Annotated in this window: 15 protein-coding genes and 4 tRNA genes; 6 read left to right on the top strand and 13 right to left on the bottom strand. The window is 65.4% G+C overall.

Translation table 11 applies throughout. From position 1 onward, the window contains the following. Positions 1-116: 116 nt before the first annotated feature. The 11 genes from rplL to ABD104_RS08470 all read right to left on the bottom strand — a co-directional run bounded on the left by rplL (position 117) and on the right by ABD104_RS08470 (position 5,681). Positions 117-500: a 50S ribosomal protein L7/L12 gene (gene rplL, locus ABD104_RS08520; protein ID WP_087838384.1), complete on the bottom strand. Its 384-nt coding sequence runs from the start codon at positions 498-500 to the stop codon at positions 117-119. A gap of 178 nt (positions 501-678) precedes the next feature. Continuing rightward, complete coding sequence (gene rplJ, locus ABD104_RS08515) at positions 679-1,200, bottom strand: 50S ribosomal protein L10 (RefSeq protein WP_087838385.1); 522 nt, start codon at positions 1,198-1,200, stop codon at positions 679-681. 292 nt (positions 1,201-1,492) lie between these two features. Further along, positions 1,493-2,197 carry a 50S ribosomal protein L1 gene (gene rplA / locus ABD104_RS08510; protein ID WP_087838386.1) on the bottom strand — a complete coding sequence of 235 codons (705 nt, stop codon included), beginning with the start codon at positions 2,195-2,197 and terminating at the stop codon, positions 1,493-1,495. 2 nt (positions 2,198-2,199) lie between these two features. Next, positions 2,200-2,631 (bottom strand): 50S ribosomal protein L11, encoded by a 432-nt coding sequence (rplK, locus tag ABD104_RS08505; RefSeq protein ID WP_087838387.1) that lies wholly within the window; start codon positions 2,629-2,631, stop codon positions 2,200-2,202. 134 nt (positions 2,632-2,765) lie between these two features. Continuing rightward, entirely contained in the window at positions 2,766-3,299 is a 534-nt protein-coding gene (gene nusG / locus ABD104_RS08500; RefSeq protein ID WP_087838388.1) for a transcription termination/antitermination protein NusG, read from the bottom strand. 18 nt (positions 3,300-3,317) lie between these two features. Further along, positions 3,318-3,698, bottom strand: a complete 381-nt coding sequence (secE, locus tag ABD104_RS08495) for a preprotein translocase subunit SecE (RefSeq protein ID WP_087838389.1) — start codon at positions 3,696-3,698, stop codon at positions 3,318-3,320. A 122-nt stretch (positions 3,699-3,820) separates the two neighbouring features. Further along, positions 3,821-3,896: transfer RNA gene (locus tag ABD104_RS08490), tRNA-Trp, on the bottom strand. A gap of 108 nt (positions 3,897-4,004) precedes the next feature. Further along, entirely contained in the window at positions 4,005-5,195 is a 1,191-nt protein-coding gene (gene tuf, locus ABD104_RS08485) for an elongation factor Tu (RefSeq protein WP_087838324.1), read from the bottom strand. A gap of 52 nt (positions 5,196-5,247) precedes the next feature. Further along, a tRNA-Thr gene (locus ABD104_RS08480) sits at positions 5,248-5,322 on the bottom strand. A gap of 70 nt (positions 5,323-5,392) precedes the next feature. Further along, a tRNA-Gly gene (locus tag ABD104_RS08475) sits at positions 5,393-5,466 on the bottom strand. Positions 5,467-5,594: 128 nt separating this feature from the next. Continuing rightward, positions 5,595-5,681 (bottom strand) — tRNA-Tyr (locus ABD104_RS08470). 144 nt (positions 5,682-5,825) lie between these two features. On the opposite strand from ABD104_RS08470, the gene ABD104_RS08465 reads away from it, so the two are divergent. Beyond that, positions 5,826-6,800: an NAD(P)H-quinone oxidoreductase gene (locus ABD104_RS08465; protein ID WP_087838390.1), complete on the top strand. Its 975-nt coding sequence runs from the start codon at positions 5,826-5,828 to the stop codon at positions 6,798-6,800. Positions 6,801-6,827: 27 nt separating this feature from the next. Here the strand turns inward: ABD104_RS08465 and ABD104_RS08460 are convergent, their stop codons facing one another. Then, the gene (locus ABD104_RS08460; RefSeq protein WP_087838391.1) at positions 6,828-7,304 is read right to left on the bottom strand and encodes an Lrp/AsnC family transcriptional regulator; all 477 of its coding nucleotides are present in this window, start codon (positions 7,302-7,304) and stop codon (positions 6,828-6,830) included. A 153-nt stretch (positions 7,305-7,457) separates the two neighbouring features. On the opposite strand from ABD104_RS08460, the gene hppD reads away from it, so the two are divergent. Beyond that, positions 7,458-8,561, top strand: coding sequence for a 4-hydroxyphenylpyruvate dioxygenase (hppD, locus tag ABD104_RS08455; RefSeq protein WP_087838392.1), 1,104 nt, complete (start codon positions 7,458-7,460; stop codon positions 8,559-8,561). 181 nt (positions 8,562-8,742) lie between these two features. Here the strand turns inward: hppD and ABD104_RS08450 are convergent, their stop codons facing one another. Next, positions 8,743-9,180 carry a hypothetical protein gene (locus ABD104_RS08450; RefSeq protein ID WP_343927378.1) on the bottom strand — a complete coding sequence of 146 codons (438 nt, stop codon included), beginning with the start codon at positions 9,178-9,180 and terminating at the stop codon, positions 8,743-8,745. Positions 9,181-9,327: 147 nt separating this feature from the next. Between ABD104_RS08450 and gspG the strand changes: the two genes are divergently transcribed. The 4 genes from gspG to ABD104_RS08430 are packed head-to-tail and all read left to right on the top strand — an operon-like array spanning position 9,328 to position 11,263. Then, positions 9,328-9,771 (top strand): type II secretion system major pseudopilin GspG, encoded by a 444-nt coding sequence (gspG, locus tag ABD104_RS08445; protein ID WP_343927377.1) that lies wholly within the window; start codon positions 9,328-9,330, stop codon positions 9,769-9,771. Then, a complete protein-coding gene (locus tag ABD104_RS08440; protein WP_087838394.1) occupies positions 9,743-10,294 on the top strand; it encodes a prepilin-type N-terminal cleavage/methylation domain-containing protein in 552 nt (183 codons plus the stop codon). The genes gspG and ABD104_RS08440 overlap by 29 nt, the downstream gene beginning before the upstream one ends. Next, positions 10,281-10,652 (top strand): type II secretion system minor pseudopilin GspI, encoded by a 372-nt coding sequence (gspI, locus tag ABD104_RS08435; RefSeq protein WP_087838395.1) that lies wholly within the window; start codon positions 10,281-10,283, stop codon positions 10,650-10,652. Before ABD104_RS08440 ends, gspI begins: the two co-directional genes overlap by 14 nt. After that, positions 10,649-11,263, top strand: a complete 615-nt coding sequence (locus ABD104_RS08430) for a PulJ/GspJ family protein (RefSeq protein ID WP_343927376.1) — start codon at positions 10,649-10,651, stop codon at positions 11,261-11,263. The genes gspI and ABD104_RS08430 overlap by 4 nt, the downstream gene beginning before the upstream one ends. Positions 11,264-11,280: the final 17 nt, after the last annotated feature.

The following is an 11,280-nucleotide window of genomic DNA, read 5'->3' as shown; positions in this document are numbered from 1 at the left end:
AAGCCACGCGAACCGGCGTTACTGCCACGGAAAACAGGCTTTAAAAGCCCATTTCCAAAAACGCAAAAACCCGGAGGCCGTTTTTCAGCGGCCACCGGGTACCGGCAAGGATCGAATTACTTGACTTCGACCTTGGCACCGGCTTCTTCGAGCTTCTTCTTGGCGGCTTCGGCATCGGCCTTGGCAACGCCTTCCTTGACGGGCTTCGGAGCGCCGTCGACCAGGTCCTTGGCTTCCTTCAGGCCCAGGCCGGTCAGCTCGCGCACGGCCTTGATGACGTTGACCTTGTTGGCGCCGACTTCGGCCAGGATCACGTTGAACTCGGTCTGCTCTTCAGCAGCGGCGGCAGCGCCACCGGCAGCGGCGGGAGCGGCGACAGCCACAGCGGCGGCAGCAGCCGACACGCCGAACTTCTCTTCCAGGTCCTTGATCAGTTCCGACAGTTCCAGGACGGTCAGGCCGGCGATGGCGTCGATGATTTCAGCTTTGCTAAGTGCCATTTTGTTTAAAACTCCAATGAATTTGATACCAGGTATTGGGTGTCGCTTCGTGTCACGAGATTCCGGGGGACGTTGACCAGAGCTATCTCAAGCCATACATCCCGTTGTGGTTCCGGCCGGCCCTTCGGGCCTTAACTTGCCGCTGCGCGTCAAGTTAGCCTTCACCGCAAGCAAGCGGCTACGCCGCTTGCTTGTCGCGCACGGCCGCGAGGCCACGCACGAACTTGGTCGGAACTTCGTTGAGCGTACGCACAAACTGTGCAACGGGCGCCTGGATGGTGCCCAGCAGCTTCGCCAGCAACTCTTCGCGCGAGGGCAGCGAGGCCAGAGCCTTGACGCCTTCGACGGACATGACGCCGTTCGGCAGGGCACCGCCCTTCAGAACGAGCTTGTCGTTGGTTTTGGCAAAGTCGGACAGGACCTTGGCGGCCGCGACCGGATCGGCGCTGATGGCGTACATCAGCGGACCGGTCAACTGCGACGACAGTCCCTCGAAGGGGGTGCCGGTCACAGCGCGGCGAGCCAGCGTGTTCTTCAGAACACGCAGGTAAACGCCCGATTCACGTGCTTGCTTGCGCAGTACGGTGACGGAAGCGACGTCCAGACCACGATACTCGGCGATAACGATCGATTGAGCCTTGGCGACTTGGGCCGAGATCTCTTCGACGACCACCGTTTTCTCTTGACGATTGAGACTCACGGTTTGAACACTCCATCATAAGACGCTCGGGATACCACCCCTTGCGTCAACCGAATGCGGCGAACCTGGTCGACTTCTTTGGATAAAGAATTCTTCCTGGGAGCGCCGTCTGCGCTGGATCCGTGCTTGGGCGGACAGCATTCCATGCCTGCCCGCGAGTCGCGGTTTTAAGATCCCCCGGGTACCTGGCAAGCCAGGGATTCCGGTTTCACTCCAGCGGTCTTTGACAGCAGCACCGCGCGTCCGGCTTGCGCCTCGCGCACGATGCAGCCCAAAGTCTGTTGCCCTGCGATTACTGCTGGCTGGCCGTCAGAGAGGCCTGGTCCACGCGGACACCGCCACCCATGGTGGACGACACCGCCAGCTTGCGCAGGTAAATACCCTTGGCCGTCGTCGGACGGGCCTTGTTCAGTGCATCGACCAGCGCCAGCAGGTTGCTCTGCAGCTGTTCGACGTTGAACGAGGCACGGCCGATGGTGGCGTGAATGATCCCGGCCTTGTCGGTACGGTACTGGACCTGACCGGCCTTGGCGTTCTTGACGGCGGTGGCGACGTCGGGCGTCACGGTGCCGACCTTGGGGTTCGGCATCAGGCCGCGCGGACCCAGGATCTGGCCCAGCGCGCCGACGACACGCATCGTGTCGGGCGAGGCGATGACCACGTCGAAGTCGATCTGGCCGCCCTTGATGCGCTCGGCCAGGTCTTCCATGCCGACGATGTCGGCGCCAGCGGCCTTGGCGGCCTCGGCCTTGTCGCCCTGGGCGAACACGGCCACGCGCACCGACTTGCCGGTACCGGCGGGCAGGACCACCGAGCCACGAACCAGCTGGTCGGACTTCTTGGCGTCGATGCCCAGTTGCACGGCCAGGTCGATGGACTCATCGAACTTGGCGGTCGCGGTTTCCTTCACCAGCGCCAGCGCTTCGGCGACGGGATACAGCTTGCTGCGATCGATCTTGGCGCGCAGCGCGGCTACACGTTTGGACAAGCGTGCCATGATTACAGACCCTCCACCGTGATGCCCATGCTACGGGCGCTGCCAGCGATCGTGCGAACCGCGGCGTCCATGTCGGCAGCCGTCAGATCGGCTTGCTTGGTCTTGACGATTTCCTCGACCTGGGCGCGCGTCAGCGTGCCGACCTTGTCGGTATGGGGCTTGGGCGAACCCTTCTGGATGCCGGCAGCCTTCTTGATGAGGATGGTCGCCGGGGGCGACTTCATCACGAAGGTGAAGCTCTTGTCGGCAAAGGCGGTGATCACCACGGGAATCGGCAGACCGGGCTCCATGCCCTGGGTCTTGGCGTTGAACGCCTTGCAGAATTCCATGATGTTCAGGCCGCGCTGACCCAGCGCCGGACCGATCGGGGGGGACGGATTGGCTTTACCAGCTGGCACTTGCAGCTTGATGAAGCCGACGATTTTCTTCGCCATGCTTGACTCCTTGCGGGTACTTGCGCAGGCCGTTCAGGCCTGCTCCCCGGGGTTGACGGTCGGGGTTGTCCGCGGCGCGAACGCCGCGAGCCGGATGGCGCTGACCGTAGCGCCCCATCCGGCCATATATCTGGTCAGGACTTCTCGACCTGGCTGAAATCGAGCTCCACCGGGGTCGATCGGCCGAAGATCGTGACCGACACGCGCAGCTTGCTCTTTTCGTAGTTCACGTCTTCCACGTTGCCGTTGAAGTCGGTGAACGGACCTTCCTTGATGCGGACCATTTCGCCCACCTCGAAGAGGATCTTGGGACGCGGCTTCTCCACACCCTCTTCCATCTGCGACAGGATCTCGTCGACCTCGCGCTGGGGGATGGGCGTGGGACGGTTGCCCGACCCACCCACGAAACCGGTCACCTTGTTGGTGTTCTTCACCAGGTGCCAGGTCTCGTCGGTCAGATCCATCTCGACCAGCACGTAGCCGGGGAAGAAACGCCGCTCGGTAATGGACTTCTGGCCACCCTTGACCTCGATGACCTCTTCCGTGGGCACCAGGATGCGACCGAAGGAGGTCTGCAGCGCGGCCCGCTCGATGCGTTCCGTCAGCGCCTTCTGGACGCTTTTTTCCATGCCGGAATAGACATGGACAACGTACCAACGTTTGCTCATCGTCTCGTTTCCGCCGTGTTATTTCCAACCAAGAATGAGGTCGTACAGCACCCATTCGATGGTCTTGTCTGTGACCCACAGGAACAACGCCATGACCACCACGAACGCGAACACCGCAACGGTGGTCTGGATGGTTTCCTTGCGGGACGGCCATACGACCTTGCGCGTTTCCTGGACCGAATCCTGGCCGAAAGCGACCAGGCGCCGCCCGGGCTCGCTGAACCAGCCGATCACGAGGGCAACGACCACGCCGGCGACGATGGCGCCCACCCGGGCGATCGTGGGGCTGCCTGCCAAGGCGTAGAACCCCACCAGCCCAGCGACGAACGCCGCGATGGCCAGGCCCAGCTTGATGCGGTCGGCAGTGCTAGTTACGGTTTCTACGTTTGGATTCGACATCTTTTCGTCCGGGCAGCGCCAGACCTGCTGGCGGTGACGGTGCTTGCAAAACACCCGGGGCAGAAGCCGCGCCGGGCTTTCTGTCGGAAGCCGCGGCTAGACCCCGCAGGCTCCGGGAGAAGTGGCAGGGGAAGAGGGAATCGAACCCACAACCTTCGGTTTTGGAGACCGACGCTCTGCCAATTGAGCTATTCCCCTATGGATGAAGCCCCCCCGAATTCTTTAGGGAGGGCTTTCAAACTTTTACCGCCAACTACTGTACTTTCGCACTACGTCTTGTCCCGCGCCAGGCGCGGGACAAGGGTCTTAAGCAATGATCTTGGCGACGACGCCGGCGCCGACGGTACGACCGCCTTCACGGATGGCGAAGCGCAGGCCTTCTTCCATGGCGATCGGCGCCAGCAGCTTGACCGTGATCGACACGTTGTCGCCCGGCAGCACCATCTCCTTGTCCTTGGGCAGCTCGATCGTGCCCGTCACGTCCGTCGTACGGAAGTAGAACTGGGGACGATAGCCGTTGAAGAACGGCGTATGACGGCCGCCCTCTTCCTTCGACAGCACGTACACCTCGGCCGAGAACTCCGTGTGCGGCGTGATCGAACCCGGCTTGGCCAGAACCTGGCCACGCTCGACGTCTTCACGCTTGGTGCCGCGCAGCAGAATACCCACGTTGTCACCGGCCTGGCCCTGGTCCAGCAGCTTGCGGAACATTTCCACGCCCGTGCACGTCGTCTTGACCGTGTCCTTGATACCGACGATCTCGATTTCCTCGCCGACCTTGATCACGCCACGCTCGATACGCCCCGTCACCACCGTGCCACGACCCGAGATCGAGAACACGTCTTCCACCGGCATCAGGAACGCTCCGTCGACCGCACGCTCGGGCGTCGGGATGTACGAGTCCAGCGCCGCCGCCAGTTGCAGGATCGCCTGCTCGCCCAGCTCGCCCTTGTCGCCTTCCAGCGCCATGCGGGCCGAGCCCTTCACGATCGGCGTATCGTCGCCCGGGAAGTCGTACTTCGACAGCAGTTCCCGGACTTCCATTTCCACCAGCTCCAGCAGCTCGGCGTCGTCAACCAGGTCCGCCTTGTTCAGGAACACGATGATGTACGGCACGCCAACCTGCCGCGACAGCAGGATGTGCTCGCGCGTCTGCGGCATCGGGCCGTCAGCGGCCGACACCACCAGGATCGCGCCGTCCATCTGCGCCGCGCCCGTGATCATGTTCTTCACGTAGTCCGCGTGACCCGGGCAGTCAACGTGCGCGTAGTGACGGGTCTCCGTCTCGTATTCCACGTGCGCCGTGTTGATCGTGATCCCACGCGCCTTCTCTTCCGGCGCCGCGTCGATCTGGTCGTACGCCTTGGCCTCGCCGCCGAACTGCTTCGACAGCACCGTCGTGATCGCCGCCGTCAGCGTCGTCTTGCCGTGGTCAACGTGACCGATCGTGCCCACGTTCACGTGCGGCTTGGTACGCTCAAACTTGCCTTTTGCCATGGCTGACTCCCGCCTCTGGATGCCTGCTATAACGGATGGAACCGAAAAAAACTGGTGCCCATGACGCGGATCGAACGCGTGACCTCTCCCTTACCAAGGGAGTGCTCTACCACTGAGCCACATGGGCGAATTCTGTACTGCAATCACCGGACCGTCCGGCAACTCACCGGAAACCCGGGCGCCTGCGACGACCTCGTTGGAGCGGGTGAAGGGAATCGAACCCTCGTCGTAAGCTTGGAAGGCTTCTGCTCTACCATTGAGCTACACCCGCCTACCTGGTACTGCTACTGCCGCGGACCCCACCGCCGCCAAACCTTCCGGCCAAAATTTTGACCAGCCGCTTGAGTTACAGCACGCTTCAAGCCACTGGCCACGAATTTCACCGAAAAGCAAAGCCGTTGGTGGAGGGGATTGGATTCGAACCAATGTAGGCGCAAGGCCAACAGATTTACAGTCTGCCCCCTTTAACCACTCGGGCACCCCTCCGCCGGGGAACGAAAGATTATGAAGGAGTCTGAATCGAATGTCAATTCACGCTCCCGGCCTATCCGTATCCGTCCCCAGGGCAGTTCGCTAATATAGACGAAAACGCCACCGCGCCCGACGCGCCCACCCCTTCGAGATACTCCCATGCACCAGGAAGCCATCGTCATCAGCCGCGCCGGCGGCCCCGAAGTCCTCGTTTCCGAGAATCGCCCCGTTCCCGCCCCCGGCCCGGACGACGTGCTCATCCAGGTAAGCTGGGCCGGCGTCAACCGGCACGATTGCGGCCAGCGCTCCCGCGGCCCCAACGACCATGAGTCGGACGTTCCCGGCTTGGAGGTGGCCGGCCGGGTGCATGCCGTGGGCGCCAACGTCCGCGACCTCGCTCCAGGCACCCCGGTCTGCGCCCTGGTGGACGGCGGCGGCTACGCGCAATACGCCTTGGCCCACCGCGCCCTGGTGCTGCCCGTGCCGGACTCGCTCACGCTCGAGCAGGCCGCCTGCCTGCCCGAGGCGGCCTTCACCGTCTGGTACAACTTCTTTTCAGTGGCCGCCATGCAACCCGGCGAAACGGCGCTCATCCACGGCGGGACCAGCGGCATCGGCGTATTCGCCATCCAGTTGCTGCGCGCGCTGGGCCACCCGGTCTACGCCACCAGCGGCAGCGACGAGAAATCGGCTTTCGCGCAGTCCCTGGGCGCCAGCCGGGTGTTCAACTACCGTACCGAAGCCTTCGCCGAGATCATGGCCCGCGAGGGCCTGGCCGCGGACGTGGTGCTGGACATGTCGGGCGGGCGGCACACCGAACAGAACCTGGCCGCGCTGGCCTACGGCGGCCGCATCGTGCACCTATCGGGCGGCTCGGGCGCGCCGCTCCAGGCCTCCCTGCGCGCCATCATGCAGAAAGAGGCACGCATCACCGGCTCGATGATGCGCCCGCTGCCGCTGGACCGGAAGATGCGGGTGGCCGAGGCCCTGCGCACCCGGGTCTGGCCGCTGCTGGGCAAGGAGATCCGGCCCGTGATCCAGCGCACCTACCCGCTGTCGCAGGCCGCCCAGGCCCATCGCGACATGGAAACGGGCGACCACATCGGCAAGCTGCTGCTGGAAGTGCGGGCCTGATGCGGGCGCGGCTGCCCTCGCGCCGCCCTACAGGTCCAGGGCGACCGCTTCCTTGATGGTGGACAACGCGAAACTGGAGCGGATGTCCACGACGGACGGATGCTTCATCAGCGTATCCATCGCGAATTTCGAAAAATGCGCCAGGTCCCGCACCTGGACGCGCACCAGATAATCCATGTCGCCCGTCATCGCGTAGCAGGCCACGACCTCGGGCCAGGCCTGCACGTCGCGGGCGAACTGCTCGATGGGCGCGTGGCCGCCGTTGACGTGCTTCTGCAGGCGCACGCTGACGTAGGCCAGGAGACCCAGCCCTACCTTTTCCGGATCTACCACCGCCATGTACTGGCGGATCACCCCCCGCTCTTCCAGGCGCCGGACCCGCCGCAGGCAAGGGCTGGGCGACAAGGCCACGCGTTCGGCCAGTTCCTGGTTCGTCAGGCGTCCATCGCGCTGCAATTCCACCAGGATCCGCCGGTCCGTCCGATCCAATTCAATTTCCGCCATCTTCCGCCCCGATTCCCTATATTTCTTTTATTTTATTGCTCAGAACACCTTTATTCGAGCAATCTTTGGAATCATTCGCCTCGCGATCATTCCTACAATGCCGTCTGGGATTCCTTTCGATCAGAGGCGCGCGGCGCCACAGCGGAGACAGCCATGACCACCCCCTTCCAGCCCTGGGACAACCCCATGGGTACCGCCGGATTCGAATTCGTCGAATACGCCGCTCCGGATCCCGCCGCCCTGGGCAAGGTGTTCGAAGGCCTGGGCTTCAAGGCGATCGCTCGCCACCGCCACAAGAACGTGCTGCTTTACCGCCAGGGCGGCATCAATTTCATCGTCAACGCCGAACCCGACTCGTTCGCGCAGCGCTTCGCTCGCCTGCACGGCCCTTCGATCTGCGCGATCGCCTTCCGGGTGAACGACGCGGCGGCGGCCTACAAGCGCGCGCTGGAGCTGGGCGCCTGGGGCTTCGACGGGCACAGCGGCCCCATGGAGCTGAACATCCCGGCCATCAAGGGCATCGGCGACTCGCTGATCTATTTCGTTGACCGGTGGCGCGGCAAGAACGGCCGCAACGGCGGGATCGGCGACATCGACATCTACGACGTGGACTTCGAGCCGCTGGAGCCGGCGCGAGCCAGCGAGGACGCGGGCCACCGCGGCGCCGGCCTGACCCTGATCGACCACCTGACGCACAACGTGCACCGGGGCCGCATGAGCGAGTGGGCGGATTTCTACGAACGGCTGTTCAATTTCCGCGAGATCCGCTACTTCGACATCGAGGGCAAGGTCACGGGCGTCAAGTCCAAGGCCATGACCTCGCCCTGCGGACGCATCCGCATTCCCATCAACGAGGAAGGCAACGACGAGAAGGGCCAGATCCAGGAATACCTGGACCTCTACCACGGCGAGGGCATCCAGCATATCGCGCTGGGCACGGACGACATCTACGCCACCGTCGAGGCGCTGCGGGCCTCGGGCGTGGTCTTCCTGGACACGCCGGACACGTACTATGAACTGCTGGACAAGCGCCTGCCGGGCCACGGCGAAGACGTCGCGCGGCTGGCGAAGAACCGCATCCTGCTGGACGGCGCGCCCGGCGGCGGCCTGCTGCTGCAGATCTTCACGCAGACCGTGATCGGCCCGATCTTCTTCGAGATCATCCAGCGCAAGGGCGACGAAGGCTTCGGCGAAGGCAACTTCAAGGCCTTGTTCGAATCGATCGAGCTGGATCAGATGCGGCGCGGGGTGTTATAGCCCCCCCTACGCGCTGACGCGCGCCCCCAGGGGCGATGCGGGTGGACCGGCGGAGCCGGATCCACCGCATCCTGGGTCTAGTCCTTTTATCTTAGGGTGTGGCGGCTGCGCTTCGCTGGCTGCCAACTGTTCGGCATGCCGAGAGGTGGGCCGGAAACTTGCGTTTTGCCGACCGGCCGTCTCAAGGCCGGGCGGAGCCTACCGTCCGGATGCCGTCCACGGGGGGGAGCTTGGTGGCCTGGACTTCGACGCGCTCGCCGCCCTGGTCCAGCACCACGCCGCCGCCCAGGACCTCGGCCAGCGTGACGCCTTCGGCCAGTTGGGTGCCGACCGCGTAGGCGCGGGCGGGGCGGCCGTCTATGGCCAGGACCGCGGAGCCGCGGGGGCCGGCGGCGATGAGGCCCGCCACCACCACCTGGATCTTCGCCCCGGCCCCGGTGCCGAACCAGCCGGCCACCGGGCCGGTGTCGGCCTGCAGGGCGCCGTCGCTTACCGCGGTGGGCGGGGCGGGCGGGGGGGAAGGCGCCAGCAGGATGGCTCCCCACACGCCTATGCCCGCCGCGAGCGCCAGCAGCGCGACGAAGGTGCTCGATCGGGGGAGACTGGGGATTACCCGCATCACTGACTCCGGCAGGGGCCGCCTTGGCGCGGCCAGTCAAAACGGTCCATTTTGCGGGGGGAATGTGACAGGGATACCCGCATCATGAATTGTCATCTAAAGCAGCGATAATAGGTGCCGCAAAAATTACGACACGGAGTTTACGCTGTGACACGGTCACGCTCTATCTGCGCCCGGCGCCAGGCCGGCTTTACCCTGATCGAGATCATGGTCGTCGTGGTCATTCTGGGCATCCTGGCGGCGCTGGTCGTGCCGCGGGTGCTCGATCGGCCCGACCAGGCCCGGGCGGTTGCCGCCCGGCAGGACATTTCCGGCATCATGCAGGCGCTGAAGCTGTACCGCCTGGACAACGGCCGCTACCCCACGACCGAACAAGGCCTGCGTGCCCTGGTCGAACGGCCCGCGACCGGACAGGTGCCTCCGAACTGGAAGCAGTACCTCGACCGCCTGCCCGCCGATCCCTGGGGCAATCCGTACCAATACCTGAACCCGGGCGTACACGGCGCCGACGTCGACGTGTTTTCGCTGGGCGCCGACGGCCAGCCCGGCGGCGAAAACGCCAATGCCGACGTCGGTTCCTGGGACCTCTGATCCCCGGCGCCGCCCCGCTGCCCGCGGCGTCGGCGCAGGCCCCCGGCGCGCCCGGGGGTTCACGCTGATCGAATTGATGGTCGTGGTCGTGATCGTCGGCATCGCCGCCGCGGCCGTGACCATCCGGGCCTTTCCCGACCGCCGCAAGCTGCTCCGGGACGACGCCGAACGGCTGGCCCAGCTGTTCTCGGTGGCCCAGGGCGAGGTCCGCGCCGACGGTCGCCGCATCACCTGGCAGGCGGACGAGCAAGGCTACCGCTTCGTCCGCCGCGCCCGCGCGCTGACGCCGGGCGCGGTCACGGCCGCGGGCACCTCCTCCACCACGCTGGACACCTTCGGCCGCGACGAACTGCTGCGGCCACGACGCTGGGCCGACGGTCCGGTCACCGTGCAGGTCGAGCCGCCCGGCCCGCCCGTATTCACGTCGGAGTGGATTCCGGGTCCGCTCATCGTCAGGCTGCGCAATGCCGACGCGATCGTGACCATCCTGCGCGACGAGGCGGGACGCTATGCGGTCCAGTGAAGCCGGCTTCACCCTGGTCGAAGTGCTGGTCGCCCTGGCCATCGTGGGCGTGGCGCTGGCCGCGTCGGTACGGGCGGTCGGCCTGATCGCGCAGAACAATGCCGCGCTGCGCGCCAAGTCGCTGGCGCTGGTCGAGGCCGAGAACCAGTTGGCCGAGCTGCGCCTGGCCCGCCTCATGCCCAGCCCCGGACGCCAGCTGGTCAACTGCCCGCAGGGCGGCCAGGCCATGCAGTGCGAACAGGTATTCACCAATTCGGACAACACCAACATCCGCCAGGTGATGATCCGCGTCCATCCCGAAGGCGATCCCGACCGCGTGCTGGCGCAGGTCAACGGCTTCCTGAGCGCGCTGCCATGACCCGACGCGCGCAGGCCGGCTTCACGCTGATCGAGGTCCTCGTCGCCATTTCCCTGATGGCGGTGGTGGCCATCATCTCGTGGCGCGGGCTGGAGAACGTCAGCGCCCTGCAGCGACGGCTGGCGGGAGATGCCGACGAGGTCGAGAGCGTCACGCGCATGCTGGGCCAGATGGAGCGCGACCTGGCGATGCGCGCGCCGGACGCGCTGCTGGACACCGGCACCGCCACGGCCACCGGCGCGCGCCTGCCGCAAAGCCTGCGCATCACGATCAAGGAAACGCCCGACGCCTCGGCCACGCTGGAGATCATCCGCGCCGACGCCGCCGATCCGGCCGGCTGGCAGCGCGTCGTCTGGTTCCTGGACGGCACGGTGCTGCGCCGCGCGGCCGGCGCCTCGGCCCGCCTCTATCCCCTGCCCGCGGCGGGCGGCGGCGCGGCGATCCTGGGCGGCGTGACGCGTTTCGCCATACGCGCCTGGGTACCCGGCCAGGGCTGGATCAATACCCCCTTTCCCGCCACCGGCACCCCGTTCACCGGCCTGGAGCTGTCGGCCGAACGCCGGACCGGCGAACGCGTGGAACGCTATCGCCGCGTGGTGGTGCTCGAATGACGCGGCGGCCCGACCCT

Source organism: Pigmentiphaga daeguensis (genome assembly GCF_039523035.1).
Taxonomy (GTDB): Bacteria; Pseudomonadota; Gammaproteobacteria; order Burkholderiales; family Burkholderiaceae_B; genus Pigmentiphaga; species Pigmentiphaga daeguensis.
This window is presented reverse-complemented; position numbering and strand designations above follow the sequence as displayed.